Source organism: Desulfonatronum parangueonense, from assembly GCF_054656975.1.
The window spans coordinates 4,620,594-4,645,000 of record NZ_BAAHXH010000003.1 but is presented as its reverse complement, the minus strand read 5'-3'; the positions used below and the strand labels follow the sequence as shown (position 1 = coordinate 4,645,000).

Annotated in this window: 29 protein-coding genes (1 of these 29 only partly in view); 9 read left to right on the top strand and 20 right to left on the bottom strand. The window is 58.0% G+C overall.

Annotation, left to right across the window (positions count from 1 at the left end; all coding sequences use genetic code 11):
* From ACYQ15_RS20865 to ACYQ15_RS20780, 18 genes are all read right to left on the bottom strand, one after another.
* A protein-coding gene (locus ACYQ15_RS20865; protein WP_459939398.1) for an NADH-quinone oxidoreductase subunit N crosses the window boundary here: on the bottom strand, positions 1-1,089 show its 5' portion. 327 nt of this gene lie to the left of the window's left edge; the window shows 1,089 of its 1,416 coding nt (coding positions 1-1,089); it begins with the start codon at positions 1,087-1,089; the stop codon falls past the left edge of the window.
* Entirely contained in the window at positions 1,086-2,648 is a 1,563-nt protein-coding gene (locus tag ACYQ15_RS20860) for a complex I subunit 4 family protein (protein ID WP_459939397.1), read from the bottom strand. The genes ACYQ15_RS20865 and ACYQ15_RS20860 overlap by 4 nt, the downstream gene beginning before the upstream one ends.
* A gap of 169 nt (positions 2,649-2,817) precedes the next feature.
* On the bottom strand, positions 2,818-4,602 hold the full coding sequence (locus ACYQ15_RS20855) for a Na(+)/H(+) antiporter subunit D (protein WP_459939396.1): 1,785 nt from the start codon (positions 4,600-4,602) through the stop codon (positions 2,818-2,820).
* Complete coding sequence (locus tag ACYQ15_RS20850) at positions 4,595-4,861, bottom strand: hypothetical protein (protein ID WP_459939395.1); 267 nt, start codon at positions 4,859-4,861, stop codon at positions 4,595-4,597. Before ACYQ15_RS20850 ends, ACYQ15_RS20855 begins: the two co-directional genes overlap by 8 nt.
* Before the next feature lie 9 nt (positions 4,862-4,870).
* Entirely contained in the window at positions 4,871-6,355 is a 1,485-nt protein-coding gene (locus ACYQ15_RS20845) for a monovalent cation/H+ antiporter subunit D family protein (RefSeq protein WP_459939394.1), read from the bottom strand.
* A gap of 2 nt (positions 6,356-6,357) precedes the next feature.
* Entirely contained in the window at positions 6,358-6,666 is a 309-nt protein-coding gene (nuoK, locus tag ACYQ15_RS20840) for an NADH-quinone oxidoreductase subunit NuoK (protein WP_459939393.1), read from the bottom strand.
* Positions 6,663-7,172, bottom strand: coding sequence for an NADH-quinone oxidoreductase subunit J family protein (locus tag ACYQ15_RS20835; RefSeq protein WP_459939392.1), 510 nt, complete (start codon positions 7,170-7,172; stop codon positions 6,663-6,665). The genes nuoK and ACYQ15_RS20835 overlap by 4 nt, the downstream gene beginning before the upstream one ends.
* A 3-nt stretch (positions 7,173-7,175) precedes the next feature.
* A complete protein-coding gene (locus ACYQ15_RS20830; RefSeq protein WP_459939391.1) occupies positions 7,176-7,757 on the bottom strand; it encodes a 4Fe-4S binding protein in 582 nt (193 codons plus the stop codon).
* A 10-nt stretch (positions 7,758-7,767) separates the two neighbouring features.
* Positions 7,768-8,757 carry an NADH-quinone oxidoreductase subunit NuoH gene (nuoH, locus tag ACYQ15_RS20825; protein WP_459939390.1) on the bottom strand — a complete coding sequence of 330 codons (990 nt, stop codon included), beginning with the start codon at positions 8,755-8,757 and terminating at the stop codon, positions 7,768-7,770.
* Positions 8,754-9,926 (bottom strand): NADH-quinone oxidoreductase subunit D, encoded by a 1,173-nt coding sequence (locus tag ACYQ15_RS20820; RefSeq protein ID WP_459939389.1) that lies wholly within the window; start codon positions 9,924-9,926, stop codon positions 8,754-8,756. The genes nuoH and ACYQ15_RS20820 overlap by 4 nt, the downstream gene beginning before the upstream one ends.
* 89 nt (positions 9,927-10,015) lie before the next feature.
* Positions 10,016-10,600 carry an NADH-quinone oxidoreductase subunit C gene (locus ACYQ15_RS20815; protein WP_459939388.1) on the bottom strand — a complete coding sequence of 195 codons (585 nt, stop codon included), beginning with the start codon at positions 10,598-10,600 and terminating at the stop codon, positions 10,016-10,018.
* Positions 10,601-11,158, bottom strand: a complete 558-nt coding sequence (locus ACYQ15_RS20810) for an NADH-quinone oxidoreductase subunit B (protein WP_459939387.1) — start codon at positions 11,156-11,158, stop codon at positions 10,601-10,603.
* The gene (locus ACYQ15_RS20805) at positions 11,134-11,514 is read right to left on the bottom strand and encodes an NADH-quinone oxidoreductase subunit A (protein ID WP_459939386.1); all 381 of its coding nucleotides are present in this window, start codon (positions 11,512-11,514) and stop codon (positions 11,134-11,136) included. Before ACYQ15_RS20805 ends, ACYQ15_RS20810 begins: the two co-directional genes overlap by 25 nt.
* A gap of 123 nt (positions 11,515-11,637) precedes the next feature.
* Entirely contained in the window at positions 11,638-11,997 is a 360-nt protein-coding gene (locus tag ACYQ15_RS20800; RefSeq protein ID WP_459939385.1) for a hypothetical protein, read from the bottom strand.
* A gap of 377 nt (positions 11,998-12,374) precedes the next feature.
* Positions 12,375-13,223, bottom strand: coding sequence for a phosphatase PAP2 family protein (locus ACYQ15_RS20795; RefSeq protein ID WP_459939384.1), 849 nt, complete (start codon positions 13,221-13,223; stop codon positions 12,375-12,377).
* A 141-nt stretch (positions 13,224-13,364) separates the two neighbouring features.
* Positions 13,365-14,540, bottom strand: coding sequence for an LptF/LptG family permease (locus tag ACYQ15_RS20790; protein ID WP_459939383.1), 1,176 nt, complete (start codon positions 14,538-14,540; stop codon positions 13,365-13,367).
* A 9-nt stretch (positions 14,541-14,549) separates the two neighbouring features.
* Positions 14,550-15,746 carry an LptF/LptG family permease gene (locus ACYQ15_RS20785; RefSeq protein ID WP_459939382.1) on the bottom strand — a complete coding sequence of 399 codons (1,197 nt, stop codon included), beginning with the start codon at positions 15,744-15,746 and terminating at the stop codon, positions 14,550-14,552.
* Positions 15,743-15,937 (bottom strand): hypothetical protein, encoded by a 195-nt coding sequence (locus ACYQ15_RS20780; protein ID WP_459939381.1) that lies wholly within the window; start codon positions 15,935-15,937, stop codon positions 15,743-15,745. The genes ACYQ15_RS20785 and ACYQ15_RS20780 overlap by 4 nt, the downstream gene beginning before the upstream one ends.
* Positions 15,938-16,206: 269 nt before the next feature.
* Here ACYQ15_RS20780 and ACYQ15_RS20775 point away from each other — a divergent pair, with 269 nt between their 5' ends.
* From ACYQ15_RS20775 to ACYQ15_RS20760, 4 genes are all read left to right on the top strand, one after another.
* Entirely contained in the window at positions 16,207-16,959 is a 753-nt protein-coding gene (locus ACYQ15_RS20775) for an ABC transporter substrate-binding protein (RefSeq protein ID WP_459939380.1), read from the top strand.
* A 175-nt stretch (positions 16,960-17,134) separates the two neighbouring features.
* Entirely contained in the window at positions 17,135-17,845 is a 711-nt protein-coding gene (locus ACYQ15_RS20770; protein ID WP_459939379.1) for an amino acid ABC transporter permease, read from the top strand.
* Positions 17,845-18,654: an amino acid ABC transporter ATP-binding protein gene (locus ACYQ15_RS20765; protein WP_459939378.1), complete on the top strand. Its 810-nt coding sequence runs from the start codon at positions 17,845-17,847 to the stop codon at positions 18,652-18,654. Before ACYQ15_RS20770 ends, ACYQ15_RS20765 begins: the two co-directional genes overlap by 1 nt.
* Positions 18,654-19,346, top strand: a complete 693-nt coding sequence (locus tag ACYQ15_RS20760) for an amino acid ABC transporter permease (RefSeq protein WP_459939377.1) — start codon at positions 18,654-18,656, stop codon at positions 19,344-19,346. Before ACYQ15_RS20765 ends, ACYQ15_RS20760 begins: the two co-directional genes overlap by 1 nt.
* Positions 19,347-19,473: 127 nt before the next feature.
* Here ACYQ15_RS20760 and ACYQ15_RS20755 read toward each other — a convergent pair whose 3' ends face one another.
* The gene (locus ACYQ15_RS20755) at positions 19,474-19,722 is read right to left on the bottom strand and encodes a hypothetical protein (protein ID WP_459939376.1); all 249 of its coding nucleotides are present in this window, start codon (positions 19,720-19,722) and stop codon (positions 19,474-19,476) included.
* 302 nt (positions 19,723-20,024) lie between these two features.
* Here ACYQ15_RS20755 and ACYQ15_RS20750 point away from each other — a divergent pair, with 302 nt between their 5' ends.
* Positions 20,025-20,600, top strand: coding sequence for a hypothetical protein (locus ACYQ15_RS20750; RefSeq protein WP_459939375.1), 576 nt, complete (start codon positions 20,025-20,027; stop codon positions 20,598-20,600).
* 248 nt (positions 20,601-20,848) lie between these two features.
* Here ACYQ15_RS20750 and ACYQ15_RS20745 read toward each other — a convergent pair whose 3' ends face one another.
* Complete coding sequence (locus tag ACYQ15_RS20745; RefSeq protein WP_459939374.1) at positions 20,849-21,094, bottom strand: hypothetical protein; 246 nt, start codon at positions 21,092-21,094, stop codon at positions 20,849-20,851.
* 113 nt (positions 21,095-21,207) lie between these two features.
* Between ACYQ15_RS20745 and ACYQ15_RS20740 the strand changes: the two genes are divergently transcribed.
* From ACYQ15_RS20740 to ACYQ15_RS20725, 4 genes are all read left to right on the top strand, one after another.
* The gene (locus ACYQ15_RS20740) at positions 21,208-22,473 is read left to right on the top strand and encodes a hypothetical protein (protein ID WP_459939373.1); all 1,266 of its coding nucleotides are present in this window, start codon (positions 21,208-21,210) and stop codon (positions 22,471-22,473) included.
* A 430-nt stretch (positions 22,474-22,903) separates the two neighbouring features.
* The gene (locus ACYQ15_RS20735; RefSeq protein ID WP_459939372.1) at positions 22,904-23,404 is read left to right on the top strand and encodes an O-acetyl-ADP-ribose deacetylase; all 501 of its coding nucleotides are present in this window, start codon (positions 22,904-22,906) and stop codon (positions 23,402-23,404) included.
* A 41-nt stretch (positions 23,405-23,445) separates the two neighbouring features.
* A complete protein-coding gene (locus ACYQ15_RS20730) occupies positions 23,446-23,664 on the top strand; it encodes a Trm112 family protein (protein WP_459939371.1) in 219 nt (72 codons plus the stop codon).
* Between the two features lie 59 nt (positions 23,665-23,723).
* Positions 23,724-24,407 carry a metallophosphoesterase family protein gene (locus ACYQ15_RS20725; protein WP_459939370.1) on the top strand — a complete coding sequence of 228 codons (684 nt, stop codon included), beginning with the start codon at positions 23,724-23,726 and terminating at the stop codon, positions 24,405-24,407.

The following is a 24,407-nucleotide window of genomic DNA, read 5'->3' as shown; positions in this document are numbered from 1 at the left end:
CAGGGCCAGGCCGGGGGAACGCTTGTAGAGGCCGTTCAGGTCGTCCAGCTTGAGGTTGCGCCCGTCCGTTGAAATCCGGCAGATCACCCAGAAGCAGGCCAGGTTCATCAGCAGATAGACCACGGCGTAGAACGCCGCGGCGGCCAAGCCAGCGGGAGTGCCGGCCACGATGCCCAGCATCACGTACCCGGCGTGGGAGACCGAGGAATAGCCCAAGAGGCGCTTGAGATCCGTCTGGACCAGGGCGGACAGGTTGCCGAAAGTCATGGACACGGCGGCCAGGACCGCCAGGAGCATGGTCACTTCCATGCCCGGGTCCAGAAGCGTGGCCATGCGCACCAGAACCACCACTGCGCCCAGCTTGGGCAGTGTGGCCACGAAGGCCGCGGTCTCGTTGGACGCGCCCTCGTAGACGTCCGGACACCAGAAATGCAGGGGAAACAGGGCCAGCTTGTAGAACAACGCGCCCATGAACAGGGTGATGCCGATCATCGCGGCCGGGGACTCGGACCATGTCCAGGACTTGGTCGCCAGTTCACTCAGATAGGTCGTGTGCTGCGCGCCCAGGATGTAGGACAGCCCGTACATGGCCAGGGCCGTGACCACCGCGCCGAAAAGGATGTACTTGATGCCGGCCTCGGCGGCCGCGGGCTCCTTGGCTCGCAGGGGAATCAGGGCGTAGAGGCTGTAGGAGGCCAGTTCCAGGGCCAGGAAGATGGTCACCAGTTCCACGGCGCTGGAGAGCAGCATCAGGCCCAGTGCGCTCAGGGCCAGGAACAGAAAATAGTCCGGGCGCTTCTCTTCGGACAAGGTGGGCTGGTTCATGGCGTTGAGGCAGGTCACGGCCAAGCCCAGAAAAATGGCCGTCTTGAAGAACTGGGACAAGGCGTCCACCTGATAGGCGCCGTAGAGCATCAGCCCGGACTGGTGCATGGAAACCGCGGCCACGCCGATGCCGATGCCCGCGGCCAGGGGCAGGTAGCGCAACAGGCGATGCCAGGACGCTGGGCCGACGGTCAGGACGAAAAGCGCGCCGACCAGGGCCAGCAGATACAGTTCCGGAATGAACAGCTCGACTTGAAAGATCACTGGTCGTCACCTCGCGTTAAAGGAGACTCGGAAGAAACGGGTTGTCGCGCCGCAAGTACGGGAGGCGGCGGCTGGAGGGAGGTTTCCAGGTGCAGGGTCTTACGGCTTTCGTACTGGTCCAGCAGGTGGACCACGGAAGGATTGATGGTCCGCAGGGCCAGACCGGGCATCAGCCCCAGGTAGAGGACCAGCACGGCCAGGGGCGCCAGGTAGACCCATTCGCGAATGTTCAGGTCGTGCCAGGTCCGCGCCTGGGTCGGCTGTCCCCAGGCCAGCTTCAGTCCCAGCCGGAGCATGTAGGCCGCGGCCAGCAACACTCCGGGAATGGTCAGCGCGCCCAGGAGGTAGCTGGCCTCGAAGACGCCGATGAGCACCAGGGCCTCGGAGACGAACCCGTTGGTGCCGGGGAAGCCGAAGGAGGCAATGGCAAACAGGCCGAAGAAGAACATGTAGGCCGGGAGGTATTTGGCCAGGCCCATGTTGTCCGCGATCTCCCGGCTGTGGCTGCGCTCGTAGATCGCGCCCACGAGCATGAAGAGCGCCCCCGTGATCACGCCGTGGTTGATCATCTGCATAATCGCGCCTTCAACCCCGCGCATGGTGAAAACGAAGATGCCCAGGGTCACGAAGCCCATGTGCGCCACCGAGGAATAGGCGATCAGCTTCTTCATGTCCCGCTGGCCCAGGGCGATGGCGCCGCCGTAGAGGATGGAGACGATGGAAATGGTGATCATCAACGGGGCGAAGAATTCACTGGCCGCCGGGGTCAGGGGCAGGCAGAAGCGCAGGAATCCGTAGGTGCCCATTTTCAGCAGGATGGAGGCCAGGAGCACGGAACCGGCCGTGGGCGCTTCCACGTGGGCCGCCGGAAGCCAGGTATGGAACGGGAACATGGGTACCTTGATGGCAAAGGCCAGGGCCATGGCCAAAAAGGTCCAGAACTGGAAGTTGAAGGCGTACTCATGGCTCATCAGTTCCGGGATGGAGAACGTGCCGGTATTGACGAAAAACGCCACGATGGCCGCCAAAAAGAGCGTGCTGCCGGCCAGGGTGTAGATGAAGAACTTCAGGGAGGCGTAGCGCCGGTTGGGCCCGCCCCAGACTGCGATGAGCAGGAACATGGGAATGAGCATCGCTTCCCAGAAGATATAGAAGAGTACAAAGTCCAGGGCCGTGAAGATGCCCACGCAGGCGCCGATCATCAGCAAAAGACAAAAGTGGAATTCCTTGACCCGTTTGCCGATGTAGCTCCAGGAGCACAGCACGCACAGCGGCAAGAGGAGAACGGTCAGCAACACCATGAGCAGGCTGATGCCGTCCACGCCCACATGGTAATGCATGTTCCAGGCCGGCACCCAGGGTACGATCTCCACGAACTGGAAGGCCGCGGTGTGCAGGTCAAAGCCCAGCAGCGGCAAAGCCAGACCCATTTCGATCAGTCCGACGATCAGGGTGTACAAGCGGATGGTTCGCTCATCGCGCAAGAAGAACAGCCCCACCGCGGCCAGCAAGGGAAAAAAGATCAGGGCGCTGAGAACGGGAAACCCGGTTTCAATCATGACGCGGCACCTTTGGAGAAGCGGTTGGTTGTCAGTTTTTGTTATCTGTTATTTGTTATCAGTTATCAGTTATCAGTTATCAGTTATCAGTTATCAGTTATTTGTTATCTGGTTTTCCCTGATAACTGATAACAGATAACTGATAACTGGGTTGCGAACACAGCCCGCATTAGGCCAGATACCAGACCAGCAGCGCCAGCCCCGCGGCCAGGGCGATGGCCAGGGCCAGATAATCCTGAAGGCGGCCGGTCTGGGCCGTGGTCAGGATTCCTCCGGTATCGCGCGCTCCCACGGCGGAATTGTCGAGGACGAAGTCGATGCCCTTCCAGTCGAACCAGGACGTGGCTCTGCCCATCAGAAGCAGCCCCACCAGGCCGATGCGTCTGTAGACCTCGCTCCAGATGGAATCCAGCCAGGCCAGGGGGCGGCTGACCAGGACCAGGAAGTATCGGCCGAGAACGATGTACAGGACTTCAAAATCCAGGTTGCGCTGGGCATGAGGGGTGAGCACCCTGCGCATGACCATGAAGCCCAGGCCGGTGAAGCCCAGCAGAAGCAGGGTCAGGAGGACCTTCCAGGCGGTCCAGGGCTGGAAGTCTTCCGAGCCTGGATAGGGCAGGAACCGGTACAGCAGGTCCGGGAACAGGCCCTGGGCCGTGCACAGAAAAGCCGCGGCGGCCATGGCGATGTACATGTTCACCGGAATGGGCTTGAGCGGCTTGGCATATACGGGCTTGCCGCCCCAGAAGGCAAAGTAGGGCAACTTCAGGCCAACGGAAAGGAAGGTGCCCACGGCGGCCACTTCCATGAGCATGCCCAGCAGGACCCGGTGGTCGTCGAAGGCCGCGGCAATGGTCATGGTCTTGGAGACGAAGCCGTTGAACACGGGCATCCCGGAGATGGAAAGACCGGCTACGACGTAGGCCAGCATGACCAGGGGCAGGCGTCCGGCCAGTCCGCCCAGTTCGTTGAGCTTCGCCGTGCCCGCGGAATAGAGCACCGCGCCCACGCTCATGAACAAAAGGCCCTTGTACAGAATGTGCGCATAGGCATGGGCCGAGGTTCCGTTGAGGGCCAGGGCCGTGCCGATGCCGATGCCCGTGATCATGTACCCCACCTGGGACATGATGTGATAGGACAGGATGCGCCGGGCGTTGTTCTCCATGGTCGCGTAGAAAACGCCGTACAGGGACATGGCGATGCCCATCCAGGCCAGGAACTCCCAACCGGGGTAGCCCCGGGCCAGAACGTAGACCGCGGTCTTGGTGGTGAAGGCGCTCATGAACACCGCGCCGGGAATGGTTGCCTCCGGATAGGCGTCGGGCAGCCAGGCATGGACGATGACGAAAGCCGCATTCACGCCGAAGCCGAGCATGATCAGCCAGTCGTAATAGGCCGCGTTGGCCGGATCGACCGCCGTGAAGACGAAGTCGCCCGTGACCTGGTAGCGCAGCAGGATTCCGGCCAGCATCAGCAGACCGCCGATGGTGTGGATCAGGAAGTAACGGATGCCAGCGCCCACGGCCCGGTGGTTGTCCTTGGCGTTGAACCAGATCAAAAGGGTCGAGGCCACGCTCATGACTTCCCAGAAGATGAACAGGGTCAGGTAGTCGCCGGCGAAAAGACAGCCGAAGGCCCCGCCCACATAGGTGGCCGCGGCCACGTGGTGGCGGATTTCCTGGAGGTGAAAGGCGTAGATGAAGCCGATCAGGGCCTGGATGGCGAAGATGTTGGCAAAGATCAGGGACAGGCTGTCCACCCGGCCCAGGCTCAGCTCCAGCCCCAGGTAGGTCACGTGCAAATGGTCGCCGGCGCCGGCGGCGAAAACGCTGACAATGGCCAGTACGGGCACTATGGGCAGGAGCCAGCGCCACCAGGCGACCTTGGGAGCCAGGAACAGGAGCAGCAGGGCCAGGCCGAAAAAGGCCAGCGCCGGGTGAATGAAGCTAGTCATGGATGTCCTCGGGGGCTCCGATCAGCGGAGCGACGATGCGTTTCATCACGAAAGCCAGAACCACGGCGAAGAAAAAACCAAATCCGGCCCAGAAACCGGGATAGGCTTCCCAGGCCACATGGAGTTCATAGGGGCCGATGAAGAAGTTCAGGCCGACCAGAGCGGCGAGGACCACGAAGAAGAGCAGCTTGAACAGACCGGCGTGCTCGCGCATCTTCTTGATCAGGGCATTTTCGGGGATGTCCGTCTGATTCTGCATGTCCGACTCCTAGAACTGGGCCATGACTTTGATGAAGCCCATGAAAGTATCCGGAAAGAGCCCCAGAAAGATGGAGATCAGGGCGGTGATGAACAGGGGCACGACCATGCTCAGCGGGGCTTCCTTGTAGTCGTCCAGGCGGATGCCCGGAGCGGGGGACTCGAAGAAGGCCTTGTAGATGATCGGGCCAAAGTAGCTGGCATTGAGGACGGTGCTGGCCAGCAGGGCCACCAGGATCGGGATTTGTCCGGCCTGCAGGGCCCCGTTGGCCAAATACCACTTGGTCACGAAGCCGCAGACCGGCGGTGCGCCGATCATGCTCAGGGCGGCCAGGGAAAAGGCGCCGAAAGTCCAGGGCATGCGCCGGCCCACACCGGAGAGCTGGCTGATCTTCTTCAGGTGTGTGGCCACGTAGATGGCGCCGGCCCCGAAAAAGAGGGTAATCTTGGCAAAGGCATGGTGGGCGATGTGGGTGGCGCCGCCCATGACGGCCATGGGCGTGAGCAGAGCCACGCCGAGGATGACGTAGGAGAGTTGACTCACCGTGGAATAGGCCAGTCGCGCCTTCAGGTCGTCCTTGGTCAGGGCGATGCACGAGGCGGCGACAATGGTGAACGCGGCCAGGTAGGCCGTGGGTATGCCCAGATAGAGCAGGTCCATGGTTTCCAGGCCGAAGGCGGAGAGAATGATCCGGCAGACGCAGAACACCCCCGCCTTGACCACGGCCACGGCGTGCAACAGGGCCGAGACCGGGGTGGGCGCTACCATGGCCGAAGGCAGCCAGTTGTGCAGGGGCATGATCGCGGCCTTGGCCAGCCCGGCGATGAACAGGACGTAGGTCACGGTCACCGCTGTGGGGTTGGCGTCCGCCGGGAAGATCCCGTGGACCACGTCGGTCATGTTGAAGTCCAGGCTGCCCGCGAGCACGTAGGTCATGATCATGGCCGGCAGCAGGAACAGCTTGGAGGTGCCCATCAGGTAGACCAGATACTTGCGGGCTCCGGAAAAGGCTTCCTCGTCCTGGTGGTGAAAGACCAGGGGGTAGGTGAACAGGGTGATGATTTCGTAGAACAGGTACAGCGTGAAGATGTTCGCGCTGAAGGCCACGCCCAGGGCGCCGAAAATGGCCACGGCAAAGCAGAAATAGTAGCGGGACTGGGCGTGCTCATCCAGGGAGCGCATGTAGCCGATGTTGTAGCTGGTGGCCAGGATCCAGAGAAACGAGGCCACCAATGCAAAGATCAGGGACAGGCCGTCCACCCCGAACTTGACCGTGATCCCGGGGATCAGGGTGAACAGGGTGAAGGTCTGGATCTTGCCGTTCAGGACGTCGGGGACGAAGGAGAGAACCGTGAGAAACGTCAGGACGCCCGCGACAAAGGAGACAGCTTCCCGCTTGTTCGGGTTGTGCCTTGCCAGGGCGATGCCCAGAGGCGCGACCAGCGTGATGAGCAGGGGAAGCAAAATCTTGGAGCTGACCAGAATCTCCGGCATGGCTAGCCTCGCAGGGTGCGCAGCCGCGCACTTTCAATGTGGCCGTAACGCTTGGCCACGACGATGATGATCGCCAGGACAAGGGCCGCCTCGGCCGCGGCCAACCCCATCACGAACAAGGCCGCGGCATGGGCCACGGTGCCCGAGGCGTCGGTCAACTGGCCCGAGGCCACGATGCTCAGCCCCGCGCCGTTGAGCATCAGTTCCGCGCTGATGAGCATGCCCACCAGGGTTCGCCGCCAGATCACCCCGAACAACCCCAGCCCCAGCAAAAGCAGGCTGACCAATTGGAACATGGAAAGCGCCGTCATTTGCCCTGTCTCCTTTCAAAAGCCAGCAATACCGCGCCGGCCATGGCTACGGTCAAAATCACGGAAATCAGTTCGAATGCCAGAAAATAGGGTTCGATGAAGGTCTGACCAAGGTCCATCAGCACGATCTCCTGGGGATGTTCATAGGATGTCAGCGGCTGCCAGCGCAGCACCCGGGCAATGAGCATCACCGGAGCCACGGCTGCGACCACGGAACCGGCCAGCACCCACCAGGGGCGCCCCCCATGCTCTTCCGCGCCCACCGGCGGTTTGGTCAGCATGATCGCGAAAAAAATCATGATGCTCACCGCCGCGACATAGATCAGGATCTGCATCAGGGCCATGAACGGCGCGGCCATGAGCAGGTAACAGCCCGCCACCCCGAACAGGGTCAGGATCAGGCCCACCAAGGCCCGGACCATGTTGCGGCTGAACACCGCCATCAATCCCCCAAGCAAAATGATCACCACATAGACGCCGAAGGCGACAATGGCCAATGATTGCATGGCTTATCCTTGAGTTGGATCAGATGTTGAACTGGTTGCGCCGACGGCGACCCCGAGCGACTTCCCGCCCTGCTCGCGCAGCCTGGCAAGCAGGTCCAGGTTGAAATCATGACGACCAAATCCAGCCTGATAGATATTGTTGGAAAACCGCAGTGACTCCACGGGGCAGATTTCCACGCAGGTACCGCACAGGCTGCAAAGTGAAAAATCGTAGACGAACTGTGCCGGATCCTTGGGTGCCGCGGGTTTCTTGACCTTTTCTCCCCGCGCCTCGGCCTCTTCCATGGCTTTCTTTTCCTCGGGAGTCGGCTTCGGGGCTTTCTGCTTGACCACGGTCAGGCAGGCGCTGGGACAATTCATGGCGCACATGCCGCAGGAAATGCATTTGGGCGTCAGGGGATCGCCATCCTTGGCCACCAGTTCCACATGGCCGTGAAAGGTTTGCAGATTGGCGTCGTCAACGGTGACCCGCGGATAATGGATGGTCACCTGGGGCCGCACAAAGGCCCGAAAGGTGATTCCCAGGCCGATAACCAGACTCCACAGGCCTTGCGCGGCCTTGCCGAGCTCACGAAACATGATCATGGCTTCACCACTACAATTTGACCAGGACAAGGGTCACGATGAGGTTGATCAGGGCCAGGGGCAGGAGCCACTTCCAGCTCAGGTTCAGCAGCTGGTCGAAGCGCACCCGGGGATAGGTCCAGCGAAACCACATCATCACCAGGAGCAGCAGATAGACCTTGGCCAGAAACCACCACACTCCGGGAGCCACGGGACCGTTCCATCCGCCCAGGAACAAGGCCGTGGCCACGCTGCAGACCACGATCATGTTCGCGTACTCGGCCAGAAAGAAGATACCGAAGCCCATGCCGGAATACTCGGTGTGGAAGCCCGCGGTCAGTTCGCTTTCCGCCTCGGGCAGGTCAAAGGGCGCGCGGTTGGTCTCGGCCAAGGCGCAGACGAAATAGATGAAGAAGGCCACGGGCTGGACCACGATGTTCCACTGCCAGGGCCAGGCGCCCTGCCCTGAAACAATGGTGGACAGATTCAGGGAGCCGTACATGAAGGCAATGGCCAAGACGGTCAACAGCAGGGGGATCTCGTAGGCCACGGCCTGGGAGACGGCCCTGGCCGCCCCCAGCAGCGACCACTTGTTCTCCGAACTCCAGCCGGCCATGCACAGGGCCAGGACGTTCAATCCGGCAAAGGCCAGGATGAGCAGCAGCCCCAGATCCAGCTCCATGGCCGTAAGAAACGGACTGAAGGGAATGGGTAGAAAGAGGACGAAAACCGGCGCGAAGGAGATGATCGGCGCGGTCCAGAACAGCCATTTGTCCGCCCCTCGGGGGGTGATCAATTGCTTGCCCACCAGCTTCAAGGCATCGGCAAGGGGTTGCAGCAGACCGTGGGGACCGACTTCGTAAGGTCCGGGCCGGCGCTGGATGTGACCGGCCACCTTGCGTTCCAGGTAGACCAGAACCAGGCCGTTCAGCCCCACAAATCCGGCCAGCAGGCCCAGGGCCAGAAAGATGGAGAAAAGTTCAACGGGAATGCCGAAGGGGATGCTCGTCTCGATGTTCATCTGTCGATCTCCGGAATGACCAGGTCAAGGCTGCCCAGAATGGCCACGGCGTCCGCCAGCAAAGTGCCCTTGGTCGCCTCGGCGAACAGACTCAGGTTGGAGAATCCCGGCGCGCGCAGTTTGACTCGGTACGGTTTGGCGCTGCCGTCGCTGATCACATGCACGCCGATCTTGCCGCGGGCGCCCTCCACCGCGAAATACGCTTCCCCCTTGGGCGCCTTCCATTTCGGCTTGGGAGCGTCCTTGGCCCAGAAGTCGCCCTCCGGAAGCTTGTCCAGAGCCTGCTCGACGATGTTCAAACTCTGCTCGATCTCGGCCATGCGCACGTTGTACCGGGCCATGCCGTCGCACTTGTCGTCAGTGGGAATCTCGAAAGCCAACTCGGGATAGACGGAATACGGCTCGGCCCGGCGCACGTCGTAGGCCAGGCCGGAGCCGCGCAGGACCGGCCCGGTGGCTCCGTATCGCCGGCACATTTCCACGGGAATGTGCCCGACGTCCTCCAGTCGGTGCCGCAGGATCATGTTTCCCGTGACCAGTCCCTTGTACATGGGCAGGCGGGAACGCAGGTGGGGAATGAAATCCCTGATCATCCGCAAGGTGACGTCGTCCAGATCCGCTGCCACGCCGCCCAGGCGGTAGTAGCTGTAGGTCAGGCGCGAACCTGTGGGCCGCTGCAGAATGTCCAGAATTCGCTCCCGATCGTCGAAACCGTACATGATCGGCGTGAACGCTCCCAGATCCAGCAGAAAAGCGCCCCACCACAAAAGATGTGAACTGATCCGGTTCAGTTCACAGGTGATCACCCGGATGAACTCGGCCCGCCTGGGCACCTCGATGCCGCCCAGTTTCTCCACCGCTCCGGCCCAGGCCCAGTTCCAGGCCAAGGCGTGCAGATAGTCCACCCGTCCCATGTTGGGCATGTACTGATAATAGGTATGCTCCTCGCCCATTTTCTCGTGCATCCTGTGCAGATAGCCCAGAACGGGTTCCGTGCGCAGAATGTATTCGCCGTCGAGTTCGAAAATGACGCGCAGGACACCGTGGGTGGCTGGATGCTGCGGCCCCATGTTCAGGATCATGGAGTCTTCTGAACCACCCTTTTCAAAGTGGTTCGTGTAAAAGTCTCCTCCAAGATGGTACCGGCCCGCGGGAGTGGTACTGGTCATGGCGTGCCTTCTGTTGCTGTACGGTTAATTTCGCGCCGCGGAACAAGAGCGAAGCCGTTTCAAGCCAGGAACATCTCAAGTCGGCCTGTTTATTCCGGTTGCCCCTGCTCAGTGGTTTGTTTCGGCTTTGCCTTTGCTCGAGCCTTCGGCGCCGCATCAGCGTCCGGCTCAGAAGTATCGGCGAACAAAGAAAAACCCGAAGATTCCTGCAGGACGTCTCCGGGTTCGATCAAATCCATGACTTTTTTCAGGGACTTTGTTTCCTTGCGCAGAGGGTGCAAATCCTCGTCTTCCGCGGCTAGGAGCAAGGGAGTCAGGTTGTCATGGCCTGTAAACGTCACGCCGTAAAAATCCCGGCATTCCCGTTCATGCCATGCTGCACCGTCATAAATAGCTGAGATGGAAGGAATCGCAGCCGCGTCCTTTTCCACAAGTACACGCAGAGCAATCCGCCCTGGAGTTTCAAAATGGTCAAAATGATAGACGCCGAAAAATCCTTCGGAAACCTCGACCATGGAAATGTCTTCCAGAAAATATTCCCGCTCAAGGAGCCGGACCGCTGCCTGCTGCAAATCTTCCGGCGCCAGATATGCCGCAAGCATCAGACCGGTTTTTTCCGGAAAAGATCGTTCCAGACGGAGCACGGGAATGTCATGCAATACTTCGGCGTCCATTTACTCTCTCCCTGGCATGCCTTCCGTGGCCTTGCTCACGGGCATGGCTTCCGGCCACCAGCGCTTTCCGGTGATTTTTTCCTGGATTTTGAAAAGTCCCTCCAGCAAAGCCTCGGGGCGAGGCGGACATCCCGGAACATAGATGTCCACGGGGATGATCCGATCCACGCCCTCAACAACATTGTATTGTCCCTTGAAATTGAACGGACCGCCGGAAATGGAACAGTTGCCCAGAGCCATGACCCATTTCGGACTTGGCATCTGCTCGTAGAGGCGCACCACGGCGGGCGCCATCTTTTTCGTCACTGTCCCGGCCACAATCATCAAGTCCGACTGCCTCGGTGAAGGCCGGAATACTTCCGCGCCGTAACGGGCAATATCGAAACGCGCCATGCCCACGGCCATCATTTCGATGGCGCAGCATGCCAGGCCGAAGGTCATGGGCCACAGGGACATGGACCGGCAAAGGTCCACGATCTTCTCTACCGGGGCCAAATGGATCGGCGGCCGATCCTCCGCCAGGTCGGCATATTTTAAACCGAAATCCGTCTCGGCCATGAGAACACCCCTTTGCGCCAGAAATAGATGACGGAAATTCCGAGAATGAACAGGAAGATCAAGAGCTTGATCAGCGGCAGGAAGCCTTCGCTATGCGGATAGTAGATCGCCACCGGAAAGAGATAGAGGATGTCGACTTCAAAGGCCAAAAAAATCAAGGCATAAAAGTAGTAGTTGATGCCGAACCTGGTCCATGCGGTGCCTTGAGGTGGGATGCCGCATTCATACGGCATGACGATGTCGCCGCCCTTGAATCGGGGAGCAATCAGGCGGGATGCCAACAGGGGCGCCGCGGCAAACAGAACGCCGGCCAGCAGGAAAATGATCAAGGCCAAGTGAAACCAGCTGAACACCATACGTTACTCCTTGAATAACTTATTCGTGGTCTGTTTTCTTGATCTGCGCACTGCAATTATCTTGCCTGCTTGCCCAGCCAGGGCCTGTGTTTGGCGGCCTATCCGGGATTTGAGGAATTGTAACTATTCAGCACTATCAGGGGTAGGACTAAAGTGTTCCGGATTGGTTCGATTTTCGGCACCGCCTCTCTGTCTGAGCCGGGATTCGTTCATCGAACCATTGTCGAACGCCCGAAGCGCCGGATGAGGATTATGCGAGCAATGGTTTGATGTTACGAAGTCGACGAAGGAGTTGCGATGCCGAAAAATCGAGACAATCCGGAACACAGCTTGAATAGTTACGAGGAGTTTATAACGGATAAACTGATTCCGGTTCAGCCAGAAGGAAAGGCTGAACTTGGCAGCCTCTCGCAATAAAAAAACGTAAATACCTAAATGAACTCCTTGCATTATGAAAATTTGCTGAGCAGTTGCAAACTGCATGATTTTTCAAAAAATCTATCGATAAGAAACACTTACATTATTTTTACGCACAGCGTATATCCTGATGCCAAGCGTGTCAAGAGGTTCTTGATTTATTCACCAGGCAATTTTGGTTCTCCGCCAATCACCTGAGATACTTGGGCTGGTTTACCCTGTTTTGGTTGGATCGACTGTCTGACCGTGAAGTCTTTTGCCGCTGCATGTCGCCGCGCACATGAACAATGAACTGTCAGAATACATTGGGTATGATCGTAGGGACGATCCGGTTCAGTCAGACAGCCGAGAGATCATGATTATGGCAGGCCCGGACCAGTTCCGGCGGCTATGGACAAGTCGTGAAGAAAGATTGCGGGAATACCGGGAGTGAAGAGCCGGAATCAGCGCCTCGCCAGTGAAGAGGCTTTCTCGAAACATGCCCAGGCGAAGCACGCCGCAGGAACGGCCGCCGCTACCCAAAGCCACGCCCCGTAAAAGATCATCTGATTTATGGCGATCAAAACAATGAACAGACCCAGCAAGAACAGGGAGACGCAAATCATGACCCGCAATTCCCATAACCAGGGAGAGGCTGGGGATCCATTGCGCCGATGAAGTGAGAAAAGACAGGTGGAGAAAAAAGCACAGATCCACAGGCAGACGATCATGGCCCACAAAATGTCCCCCGGATAGTGGGAACCGCTGAAAACCCTGCCTGCTCCGAGGCTCGCGCCCCATGCGAAAGCCAGGACGAAAACCGGCCAGGCAAGGGAACGATATGCTGAATGCAGCAATATGAAAAAGGCGGGCAGCAAGAACATCGCCGTGGTGGTATGGCCGGAGGTAAAGCTGCCTTTGCTCAGTGCTTCCGACAGGTTGTAATGACCAAGCAGCCACATGGGCGAGAAAATGTGCTCCCCATGAAGCACATCCATGGGCCGAACCCGCGCGAAAAACGCCTTCAGCCCCCGGTTGACGATCAGGAAACAGAGCATGCAGCAAAGATAATAGCCGGCCCAGAGCCTGATATGGGCCCAGCCTTGATTAAAACGAGACGTCAGCGAAAGAACATATATTATTAAAGCAATAATAACGGTTAGATACGTCAGATCCTGGGCACCCGGCGCCCTCCCCTGGAACAAGGATCGATAGGCGACATCCGTCCACCAGGTTATCCAGGAAGAATCCCGAGCTAACTCCACGGCCCAGGCCACCGCATTCAAATCGCCATGATAAAGCGGAACGCTCAACAGGATGCCTGCAAGCAGACTGATGCCAAACCAGGGACTCAACCGTGACCGAGAAATATACGTCCAGAATTTCCGGATAAAGGAGGCGATCTCGGATTGCATTTTCATTGGCAGAGAAAAGATCGACCAGGAGGACGAGAACTATGTTTTACGGAAGGCGGAATAATCATCGGGCAAAAAGTGCCAGATCAGCGTTGCACCGGCCACTAGACCAAAGAAAAAGTTCCCCAGCCAGGCTCCGAAAAAAGGAGACATGAAGCCTCTCTCTCCCAGCGACACACCAAGGACAAAAAGGACATAGTACAGGAAAACTATACCCAGCCCCAGCGCGATGTTCAGGTACACGCTGTCGAACAGGGTGTACAAAGCCAGCCCGATAAAGGTCATTACCAGCAGGGAAAAGGCATAGGCCCACTTCATGTGCCAGACCGTCCGCAACCGCTCGACGTTGGAGCCGGTTCCTTCCAGGTAGGAGATGATCCGCCCCAGTTCGAAAAGGGAAAGCGACGAGGCTTCAAAACGGGTCTGCAAGATACTGAAGGCATCCAGATCCTGATTGATGTCCAGAAAGAGCGACGGCTCCTGGTAGACTTCAAAGGATATGGTTTCGTAGATCCGAACGGTTTGCAGTTCCCACTGCCTGCCCTGGACCTGGAAGTTTTCAGCGGAAATGATGCGCTTCAACGTATTTCCCTCGCCGTAGACATAAACCGTGATACCCCTTCCCAGCCCCTGATCCGGATATGCGCTGTCCACATTGACAACGTAGGGACCGTTCAAAAACCAGATATCCCGCAATTCCACCACTCCCACGGCCTGTTTCTGAACCTGCTCCAGCCAGATCCGGTCCATGGTCCTTTGGCCGGCCACTCCCAACCCCTGGGACAGAAACAGTTGCAAGATACACCAGACCAGACCGTAAACGGCATAGAACCGGACCAAGGCTCCGTAGGAAACCCCGCCTGACTGAAGGGCCAGCAATTCCCTGTGACGCACCAGAAGGCCGATCTGGACGATGAGTGAAACAAGATAGGCCGCCGGCAAAATCTGGGACAGGATCAACGGCAGTTTGGCCAGAAAGAAGGTCGCCATCACTCCCATTCCGACCCCGGCCTGGACAAATACATCCAGGTTGTCCACGAGATCCTGAAGGAGGTAGATGCAGGAGCCGACGCCCAGACACAGCCCGGACAGAAACAGGTTCTGCACCAGCAGATACCGCTGCAGCGTGTTCAAACGATACCGCAACAGCCGCCGCAGATACTCAGCCAGAGACGACGTCACGGGCAGGGGAAGATTGATGGGTTTGGTCGACATTCAAAAAAATCAGTGGCTCTTTTTCAAAAACTTGAACTGCAGGTGGGCGATCCATTCCCCGATTCGCAGCCCGCGCTCCCGGGCCGCGAACCAGATCCCGAGGCCGGCCATGGTCCCGAAAAGGATCATCTGCCCCCAAAGCGGCAGATACGCCGGCACTATTCCGAGTTCGCCAATCACGATGCCCAGGGAAAACATTCCGTAAAAAATAAAGAAGACGCCCATCATCAGGATCAAGGCATACTGGCGCTTCAACCCCTCAAAGGCCTGGGCCAACGGAATGGCCAGCAGGCCCAGAATGAGGCATGCGACGGGAACAACCCACCGCTTCTGGATTTCCACCGCCACCCGGTTGGCGAACTCCTCGCCCCTGATCTCCGCCAGATTCGGCATTGTCGACCACCGCCGCAATTCGTTCCAGGACATTTCCTTGGGACGGGGTTCGCGCTGGGAAATGCCCATGAGAAGCTGATCCAGGTCCAGACGGACCAGATATGTCTGAAAGCTCAGCTCAGTGATCGCGTCGCGTTGCAAGCGATAGATCCGGCCGTTTTCCAAGGCGAAAAGAATGCGCCCTTCCTGGGGTTCGGTGACCACATAGCCCACGGGCGCGACGATCACCGCGGTAATGTCCGGTCTGGTCTGGTCTTCGACAAAAACCTGATGCAACTGCTGGTTGCTGTCCACGTTCCTGGCGAAGATGGTCAACCCGGGGAAATCTTTATGAAAAATACCGGGCTGCAGCACCATCTGGGTTTTTGAATGGGCCAGGTCAAGTGCGAGTTTCCGAAAATTGTCGAATCCCCAGGAAATCCCTCCCAAACTGATGACCAAGGCCAAAATGAACGCAATCGAGGAAAAGATAACCGGTGCGGGCAGGATCTGGTACAGGCTCACGCCGCCGGCTTTGAGGGCTATCAGCTCCCGGTCGTTGCTCATCCGCAGGAAAACAAGAAAGATGCTCAACAGGCAGGCCACCGGGATGAGCATGAACAGGAAGAACGGACTCAAAAAAACAAACAACTGGATGATGTCCAGAGTGGAGACCTGCTGATGCAGGAAAAGTTCCCGCAACTGCAGCAGCCTTCCGACAAGAAGCAGGGAAATCAGGGCTGACCACGTCAATCCAAAGAGAAAGCAGATCTCCAGAAAAACGCGGCGCTGGAGCAGTGTCCATTGGGTGGGCAGGAGATTGGAAAGCTTCAATTCGAATCGCTCTCCAGGGATTCGTTGTCGATGAACAAACGCCGAAGGAATTGCCAGTCCTGGGGCCCCAAATTAAACCGCATTGCCGCTTCATCCAGGAGCGTGGTCATGGGTTTGGACGAATGCCGATGTTCCGTGTCGATCCAGGATACGGCCTGTCTGACCGGTTCGGTCATTTTTATATCGTTCATGAAATATATCCTTCTGCTGTATCGCAGTTTGCACCAGTTTGTCCGTGACGGACATCCAGCAAAAGTACGAACGTACATCAAGGCTTTCCCATTGACAACGAATACTCTCAAGGCCGGCAATTCCCGCTCAGCGAATGTTTATCTTGCCTGGACAGTCTCTCTTTGCTATGCGCCATTTTCCATTTCAATTTATCCCGTGCATCACGCACCATGGAGGTGCGGGCCTGGGCACGGGCCACACAACACACCCTTTCAAGGAGAAATGATTTATGGGCAAGGGAAAACGTTTCGGAGTTTTGGCGGCACTGATCCTGTGCATGGTCCTTGCCGGGCCAGCCTGGGCGCAAAAAACGCTGACCAACGGCATCGACTTTGGCTTTCCGCCCTTCGGATTCGTGGACACACAGGGCAACCCGGCTGGATTTGACGTGGATTCCGTGAACTGGATTGCCGAGCAAATGGGTTTTTCCGTCCGCCACCAGCCCATGGATTGGGATGGCATCATTCCGGCCCTGAACGCCAACAAGATTGATTTCATCGCATCGGGCATGAGCATCACGGAAGATCGCAAGAAGGTCGTCAACTTCACCATTCCTTATTATCAGGTCACCCAAGTCCTGGTGGTCCGCGAAGGTGAAGAAACCTCCTTTGACGACATGTTCACCACCGGCAAAAAAATCGGCGTCCAGCGCGGCACCAACACCCATACCTTGCTCATCGACATGCAGAAGGAATCAGGGAAGAACTTTGAAATCGTCGCCTATGATTCCACGGATCTTTCCATGCAGGATCTGCCTCTGGGGCGGATTCATGGTTCGGCCATGGACAGCTCCATTGCCCGTGAAGTCATGAAGGGTCGGCCTTTCAAGGTCGCCGGCACCTTCGACGTGGAACCCGATTATTATGGCTATGCCGTACGCAAGACCGACACTGAACTGCTGAACACCTTGAACGAAGGCCTGAAAAAACTCATGGCCGACCCGTACTGGAGTGAATTGAAGAAAAAATGGGATCTTGAATAGACAGGTCTGAAAGCGTACCAATCAGTTCCGGACGCTTTTTTATGTCATTCCCGAAATGGCCGGGGCTTTCATGGAAGTCCCGGCCCGTCCCATGGTACCCTTCTCCGGCAACCCGAAACGCAACTCAACGTACTTCCCTAAAATTACTGAACGTAATCCCTGAAGTCTCGGTCCCATGGAATTATCCAAACATTTTCCCGTGATCTGGGAATCCTTGCCCTTCATCCTCGGCGGGATCACCTGGACGTTGAGCCTTGTCTTCGGAGCCATGCTGCTTGGACTGTGCCTGGGCGTTCCCCTGGCCGTCGGTCACGTTTACGGCGGCAAGCTGGTCCGGCGTCTTGTCGGCGTCTATGTCTGGCTGTTTCGCGGGATTCCCATCCTGGTCCAGCTCTACCTGTTTTATTTCGGCATTATGTCCTATCTCAGCCAGATCCCCATGCTGGCGAATCTCCACCTGGACAGTGCCTTCCTGTCCGCCCTGCTCGTCCTCAGCCTGACCAGCGCGGCCTATCAATCGCAAATTTTTCGCGGCGCCATCCAGGGGTTGCACGCCGGCCAACTCAAGGCGGCCCGGGCCCTGGGCATGACCGACGCCCAGGCCATCCGCTCCGTCATTCTTCCCCAGGCACTGCGGCTGTCCATCCCCGGCTGGTCCAATGAATACTCCATCCTGCTCAAGGATTCGGCGCTGGCCTTTGCCATCGGCGTCATGGAAATCATGTCCCGGACGCGATCCGTGGCCGCCCTGACCCATGAGCCCCTGCCCTTCGCCCTGGTTGCGGGCGTCCTGTTCTATCTGCTCACCCTTCTGGGGGTGCGGGCCTTGAAAGTGCTGGAAAACAAGGTGCGCATTCCGGGATATGCCCGCCAAGGATCGATATAATGTCCGAAAATCAACCTATTCTGCGCGTGGAAAACATCCGCAAGACTTTTGGCGATCAGCTCGTCCTGGACGACGTTTCCCTCACGGTGAACCGGGGCGAGGTAAAAATCCTGATCGGCCCGTCCGGATCGGGCAAGAGCACCCTCCTGCAGTGCCTGAACTTTCTGAACACTCCGGATCAGGGTCGCATCTGGCTCGAAGGCAGGGAATTCAAGGCCGCAGGACGACGCGACCTTTGCGCGTTTCGCCAGCAGGTCGGCATGATATTCCAGGACTTCAACCTCTTCGACCACCTGAACGCCTTGGAAAACGTGCGGATCGCCCTGGTCAAGGTCAAGGGCATGTCCAAGGCCCAGGCCAACCACCGGGCCATGGAGGAACTGGCCCGGGTCGGCCTTGCGGACAAGGCGGACCTCTATCCGGCCCAGCTTTCCGGGGGACAGAAGCAGCGCGTATCCATGGCTCGCGCCCTGGCCATGGACCCCAAGGTGCTTCTCCTGGACGAGCCGACCAGCGCGCTGGATCCGGAACTCATCGGCGAGGTCCTGGCCGTGATCCGCTTCCTGGCTTCCGCCGGAATGACCATGATCATGGCCACCCATCAGATCGCGTTCTCCGCGACCATGGCGCATGAATTCCTGTTCATGGAAAAGGGGCGCATTGTGGAACGCGGCAGCCCGAAACATCTGCTGGCATCCGACGCCACATCCCGAACCAAGGACTTCTGCGCCAAGATCAATGAACTTTCCGGTGATTTGGCCGCAACGGAAAGAAGCTGCACCTGTCAAAGCAGCAACCAGGGCGCGTGATGAGCGATTACTGGCATTTTTTCCTGAACGATGTGGCTCCGGCCCTGAATCAGGGTCTCTGGGTCAGCGTCTCCGTGATCGTCCCCTCGGCGCTGCTGGGGCTGGCTTTGGGCGTGTTGGTCGGCTCACTGCGGGTCTACGCCCCGACCCCCGTGCGACTGCTCAACGAGGCCTACGTGTCGATTTTTCGGGGAACGCCGCTGGTGGTGCAATTGTTCTTCTGGTACTTCGCCCTGCCGCATCTTCAGATCGGGGACATGCGCATCGTGCTTTCCCCCATGTCCGCCGCGATCCTGGGCTTCACCCTCTGCAGCGGGGCTTATCACTCCGAATATATCCGCGGCGCCCTGCTTTCCATCCGCCACGGCCAGATCAAGGCCGCGCAGGCCCTGGGCATGACCAAGACGCAGCTCGTAATCTGGGTCGTCCTGCCGCAGGCCCTTCGCCGCGCCTTGCCCGGATGCGGCAACGAGATCATCTATCTCATCAAGTATTCTTCGCTGGCCTCCATCATCACTCTCAACGAACTCACCGGCATCGGCCGGACCATTGCCAAGCAGACCTGGCGGAACATCGAGGTTTTCGTCGCCCTTGGACTGTACTATCTGTTGCTGGTCACCCTGGCCACCCTGCTTTTGCAGTATGTGGAAAGGAGAATGTCGTTGCCGGGATTTGAACAGTCCAGGGGATAACGACTACTCGGCACTTTCATGATCCGCCATGAAATGTTCATGTATTCAACGCGCGCAAGCGGACGGCTCTTCGTTCATGTCGACTTGATTCCGGCCAAAAGGCCTGGACCGGAGAGGCGGACTACCCCTACTCGGCCTCCGGGCTGTAGGTGCGGATCGACTGTACGTCCCCCCAGGAATAGTAGCTGTTGAGGGTCATCGCGCCCTCTTTTTCCGTAATCCGGATGAACTCCGTACCCAGAAACAGGACGACTCCTTCGTAGATCCGCCCTTCGTTGATCTGAATTTTCAGTCCCTTGCGCAGCTTGCGGGACAACGTACCGTGCAGTGGCATCGAAGCGTATTCAAAGACTTTTTCCAGGGTTTCCTTCTGCATGATCACTCCCCATGGGATACTGGTTGCGGTGGATGGTCTCGCCATAGTTTTCAACTGGTTTTCAAGAGAAGGCCGTCCGGTTACGCGCGTTTTCCCGAACATTGCCAAGGAGCGTCATGTGTTCACATTCCGCCTGTTCCGGCAATGCTCCAGGAACCCATGACAAAACCAAAATACATGCCAGCCCTGCACCGCAAGAAAATCAAGTTGTTACATGAGCGAACATATCCTTTCGCCATTATTGTTGTGCAAAAACGTTTACAGATACAAAAATGTCGCAATCAATCATAAAGGGAGATTTCATGTCAGAGGATCCACTCCGTCGCCTGCCGAGACTCTATGCGGACATGGAGGACCAATACGCCGATATTGCCAAGCAAATCGGCCTGACCTGCGCCGATTGTCCGGATAACTGCTGCACAAGTTATTTTCAGCACCACACCCATGTGGAGTGGGCCTATCTTTGGCTGGGACTGGCGGCTTTGCCGAAGGAACAGTTGCGGATAATCCGCTCGCGAGCTGAAGAGTACGTGAATCAATCCCGACGAATGTTGGCCGAACAGCGCGTACCGGACGTAATGTGTCCACTCAATGAAAACGGCCGCTGCATTCTGTACGCACACCGGCTGATGATCTGCCGGCTGCACGGCGTTCCGAACGTCTTCACCCTGCCCAATGGGATCACAAAGGAATTCTCCGGATGTTTCCGGGCTCAGGAACTGGACGCAACGCAGCCGGATCGACCGAAATTGGACCGATCAGATCTTTACCGTCGCCTGGTGGAATTGGAGGTGGATTTTGTCCGGAGCATGCCTAAAAAGCCTGCCCGGGTGCGGATGACCCTGGCCGAGATGATTCACCAGGGGCCGCCGATTTAAAGAAAGATTCTGAGTCACTATTCAGCAGTACCAGAGAAAAGATCTGGATACCGGCCTGCGCCGGTATGACTAAAGAGGAAAAGGCTTGCTCAAATTCGTCATTCCGGCGAACGCCGGAATCCAGTGCTGGAGAATTGTGATGCGCTGAATCGTTACGATTCTGAAGAGGAGTGTTGAGACGGGGACGCATCGAGCGTCCCGCGCGACTCCGGGGCCGAAGTGACCCTCAGGAGCCGCGCGGGTGCCCGTCAAGACTCAAGACTCGCCCCGGAAACGGCTTGCACCACATCGCCCTTGGCATTGTAGACCGGGGTTGTTTCCATGGCCACAAGTTTGGAAAGAATACCCGGGTCTTGCAAAACTTGACGTTGCAGTCTGGCCTTGCGAATATTCTTCATTGCATCGGCCTGGGAATTGCCCTCCCTGAGGCTGGCTTCGGTTTGTTGAACCTTTTGGGTTTCCATGACCACTGAGCTCACTGCCGGCATTTCCATTTGCGCCTCCTTGCTTCATAGTTACCTTATCAAGACCTGTTTCTTATCCTAATCGACAGTTTCGCAAATTTCTTTAGGCCAAAACTGAAAATTCATTCGACCGAGGAGGTTTCATGAGAATATCCATCGAGGAACGTCCCATTCGTACCCTGCAGGACTTTTACGATCTGATGGATCAGACGGCGCATGTTCGCCGCAAGGCGGTTCAGGACGTTCTGGCCGAAAAAGAGGCTGCGGAAAAAGACATCGCTTCCTTGCGCATCGCCCTGGAGTGTTTGAAGAACATCCCCGGTTCAGGGGCGGAAAAGCCCTTCGAGCGTCGTCTGCGTATGGACGCCGCAATGGATGATCAGGAAGTCGTTGTGGATCTGGATTACGAGATCTCAGAACTGGCGCGGGATATCGGCTATCTCGAGCTGGGCGAGGCGGCCTTGAAATTCATTCTTGAAGGGCAAACGCCGGGCCTGCTGCGCCAGGCAGAGGAACTGGCCAAGAAGTTGAGTCTCGGGCTTTTCGGCGGAGGCCTTGCCAAGAGGCTTTCCGCTCCGCCGGTGCGCTGTTTCATCACGGACCGCGACGGCACGGTGAACAACTATTGCGGCCGATATCGATCGTCCATTCAGTCCGCCTACAATGCTGTCTTTCTGACCTGTTTCGCCCGCAACCGCACCCAGTATCCCATTATCGTCACTTCCGGTCCCCTGTCCGGTCCCGGACTGACGGATGTCAGCGTGATGCCCCCCAGGACATACGTCATGGCCGCGTCCAAAGGGCGGGAATACATTGATCTGAATAATGACTACGCCAGTTTCCCAGCGCCTGAAGAGCAGTCGGAACTGCTCCGTAATCTGCACGGACAGTTGGAAGCCCTGCTCAAAAAATCCGAATACCGCAAATTCGAATTGATCGGCTCCGGACTGCAGGTCAAATTCGGGCAGCTTACCGTGGCCCGCCAGGACATCTCCAAGTCCGTTCCCGACGATGAATCCCGGGAGTTTCTGGAAACCATCAAAGCCCTGGTCAAGGATCACGATCCGGACGACCGCTTGCTGCGCATCGAGGACACCGGCCTGGACATCGAGATCATTCTGACCATCGGCTCCGGCGAACAACGCAAGGATTTCGACAAGGGCGACGGCGTCGACTACCTGGACCAGGCCCTGGGCCTGAACATGACAGAAGGGCCGCATCTGGTCTGCGGCGACACCTTTTCCGACCTGCCCATGCTCCGGGTGACTATGGAAAAATGCCGTGAGACCGAGGCTGTATTCGTGACCCGGAACAAGGATCTGCACAAGGCTGTGCTGGAAGTTTGCCCCAAGGCCCACATCGTGGCCGAGCCCGATGTTCTGGTGCTGGCCCTGCGCATGCTTTCCTGAAATTCGGAGCAATACAACGACATTTTGTAACTGCTCATAAACTTGTGGCAATCAACGGGTTGAATCCTGGGAGCGCCGCACCCCAGTGCGGCAGCGGTGTGAGAAACTCAGGACAAAGTTCCGACTGGAGCATGGTCCCAGTAGCTGGGTCACGACACTCCACGCCGATGGGAATCCTTGCACAGGAAAGATCATCGCCCAACCTTTTTGAGCAGTTACGACATTTTGATGCACCAATTGATACCGCTGATGGTTTAACCACGGGGACCACGGGTACATATTCCGTTAAACCAAAACTCTTTTCCCTGTGTTCCCCGTGTGCCCCGTGGTAAAAAAAAACTTGTCAGACGACGGAAATGGAAGTGTCGCTGTTGCGGTAGCTACTTGAATCCGTAAAGCCTTGCCCCCGGAGCCGCACTGGAGCCATGCCATGATCGAGATCATCCGAGCCGATATCACCACTCTGGACGTGGACGCCATTGTCAATGCCGCCAATAATTCCCTGCTGGGCGGTGGCGGCGTGGACGGGGCCATCCACAGGGCCGCCGGGCCGGAACTGCTGGAAGCCTGCCGGGCCATCGGCGGCTGCCCGACTGGGGAAGCCCGAATCACTCCCGCCTTTCGTCTGCCGGCCCGCTACGTGATCCATACCGTCGGCCCGATCTGGCGCGGCGGCCAAAACCGGGAAGAGGAACTGCTGGCCTCGTGCTATGCAAGCAGCTTCCGCCTGGCAATGGAGCACAAGCTGCGCTCCATTGCCTTTCCTTCCATCAGCACCGGCGTCTATGGTTATCCAAAGGATGCCGCCGCGGCTCTTGCCCTGAAAGTCATGGATGAGTACGAGGCATCACTGGGCCGCGTCATCGCCTGCTGCTACAGCCAGGCCGACGCGGACCGCTACATCGCCTTGCGCAGCCACGGCGCCTCATAACCATCGAAACCGAGTCAGCATGCATCTCAAGGAGTTCAATTATGGCCCTGAACAAGGAATTGCTCCAAATCCTTGCCTGCCCCAAATGCAAATCCGAACTTGTCCTCACCCCTGCCGAAGACGGACTGATCTGCAACCCATGCCAGGCGGTCTATCCCATTAAAGACGAAATCCCAATCATGCTCATCGAGGAAGCCATCCCCTTGGCGGACTGGGAAAGCGGCGTACGCGAGCGGGGCAAATCCCAGCAAAAAAGCTGATCCAATCCTGGCTGCCGCTCCGGAATCACCTGACGATCATCAGCCCCATGGAGAAGACCATGAAAACTTGTCCTTTTTGGATCGGATTCGGCGATATCCATGAACAACTCGACAACATCCGCCTGATCCCGGAACTGGCTGACGCCGCGGGAGTCATAGTCAGCGGCGACCTGACCAACCGGGGCCGCTCCGAAGCGGCGCACCGGATTCTGGATCAGATCCTGGAGATCAACCCAAAAGTCTACGCCCAAATCGGCAACATGGACTATCCCGAGGTGGAGCACGTGCTGGAAACCCAGGGCATGAACATCCATGCCCGGGGGCTGGACCTTGGGGACGGCGTCGGCTTGATGGGCGTGGGATATTCCACCCCCACTCCCTTCGGCACCCCGGCGGAGGTGTCCGACGAGCAATTGGCCCAGTGGCTGGAACAGGCCCATGCCCCGGTCAAAGACCTGCCCCACCTGCTGCTTGTGGCGCACACGCCACCCTTCGACACCGCGGCGGACAAGGTCAACGGTACGATTTCAGTGGGCAGCCACGCGGTCCGGACCTTCATCGAAAGGATTCGGCCCGAAGTCTGCCTGACCGGGCACATTCACGAGTCCCGGGCCGAAACCAGGCTTGGCAAAACCACGGTGATCAACCCCGGTCCCCTGTCCGGGGGCGGATATGCCCTGATCCGGCTCACGGACCAGGGTCTTCAGGCCCAGCTGCTCAACGTCGGCCAGTCCCGCTCCTGA

Coding starts and splice junctions, on each gene's coding strand:
- ACYQ15_RS20860 (WP_459939397.1), bottom strand. CDS start 2,648: ATGATTGAAACCGGGTTTCCCGTTCTCAGCGCCCTGATCTTTTTTCCC.
- ACYQ15_RS20855 (WP_459939396.1), bottom strand. CDS start 4,602: ATGACTAGCTTCATTCACCCGGCGCTGGCCTTTTTCGGCCTGGCCCTG.
- ACYQ15_RS20850 (WP_459939395.1), bottom strand. CDS start 4,861: ATGCAGAATCAGACGGACATCCCCGAAAATGCCCTGATCAAGAAGATG.
- ACYQ15_RS20845 (WP_459939394.1), bottom strand. CDS start 6,355: ATGCCGGAGATTCTGGTCAGCTCCAAGATTTTGCTTCCCCTGCTCATC.
- nuoK (WP_459939393.1), bottom strand. CDS start 6,666: ATGACGGCGCTTTCCATGTTCCAATTGGTCAGCCTGCTTTTGCTGGGG.
- ACYQ15_RS20835 (WP_459939392.1), bottom strand. CDS start 7,172: ATGCAATCATTGGCCATTGTCGCCTTCGGCGTCTATGTGGTGATCATT.
- ACYQ15_RS20830 (WP_459939391.1), bottom strand. CDS start 7,757: ATGATCATGTTTCGTGAGCTCGGCAAGGCCGCGCAAGGCCTGTGGAGT.
- nuoH (WP_459939390.1), bottom strand. CDS start 8,757: ATGAACATCGAGACGAGCATCCCCTTCGGCATTCCCGTTGAACTTTTC.
- ACYQ15_RS20820 (WP_459939389.1), bottom strand. CDS start 9,926: ATGACCAGTACCACTCCCGCGGGCCGGTACCATCTTGGAGGAGACTTT.
- ACYQ15_RS20815 (WP_459939388.1), bottom strand. CDS start 10,600: ATGGACGCCGAAGTATTGCATGACATTCCCGTGCTCCGTCTGGAACGA.
- ACYQ15_RS20810 (WP_459939387.1), bottom strand. CDS start 11,158: ATGGCCGAGACGGATTTCGGTTTAAAATATGCCGACCTGGCGGAGGAT.
- ACYQ15_RS20805 (WP_459939386.1), bottom strand. CDS start 11,514: ATGGTGTTCAGCTGGTTTCACTTGGCCTTGATCATTTTCCTGCTGGCC.
- ACYQ15_RS20800 (WP_459939385.1), bottom strand. CDS start 11,997: ATGCAGTTTGCAACTGCTCAGCAAATTTTCATAATGCAAGGAGTTCAT.
- ACYQ15_RS20790 (WP_459939383.1), bottom strand. CDS start 14,540: ATGTCGACCAAACCCATCAATCTTCCCCTGCCCGTGACGTCGTCTCTG.
- ACYQ15_RS20780 (WP_459939381.1), bottom strand. CDS start 15,937: ATGAACGATATAAAAATGACCGAACCGGTCAGACAGGCCGTATCCTGG.
- ACYQ15_RS20775 (WP_459939380.1), top strand. CDS start 16,207: ATGGGCAAGGGAAAACGTTTCGGAGTTTTGGCGGCACTGATCCTGTGC.
- ACYQ15_RS20770 (WP_459939379.1), top strand. CDS start 17,135: ATGGAATTATCCAAACATTTTCCCGTGATCTGGGAATCCTTGCCCTTC.
- ACYQ15_RS20765 (WP_459939378.1), top strand. CDS start 17,845: ATGTCCGAAAATCAACCTATTCTGCGCGTGGAAAACATCCGCAAGACT.
- ACYQ15_RS20760 (WP_459939377.1), top strand. CDS start 18,654: ATGAGCGATTACTGGCATTTTTTCCTGAACGATGTGGCTCCGGCCCTG.
- ACYQ15_RS20755 (WP_459939376.1), bottom strand. CDS start 19,722: ATGCAGAAGGAAACCCTGGAAAAAGTCTTTGAATACGCTTCGATGCCA.
- ACYQ15_RS20750 (WP_459939375.1), top strand. CDS start 20,025: ATGTCAGAGGATCCACTCCGTCGCCTGCCGAGACTCTATGCGGACATG.
- ACYQ15_RS20745 (WP_459939374.1), bottom strand. CDS start 21,094: ATGGAAATGCCGGCAGTGAGCTCAGTGGTCATGGAAACCCAAAAGGTT.
- ACYQ15_RS20740 (WP_459939373.1), top strand. CDS start 21,208: ATGAGAATATCCATCGAGGAACGTCCCATTCGTACCCTGCAGGACTTT.
- ACYQ15_RS20735 (WP_459939372.1), top strand. CDS start 22,904: ATGATCGAGATCATCCGAGCCGATATCACCACTCTGGACGTGGACGCC.
- ACYQ15_RS20730 (WP_459939371.1), top strand. CDS start 23,446: ATGGCCCTGAACAAGGAATTGCTCCAAATCCTTGCCTGCCCCAAATGC.
- ACYQ15_RS20725 (WP_459939370.1), top strand. CDS start 23,724: ATGAAAACTTGTCCTTTTTGGATCGGATTCGGCGATATCCATGAACAA.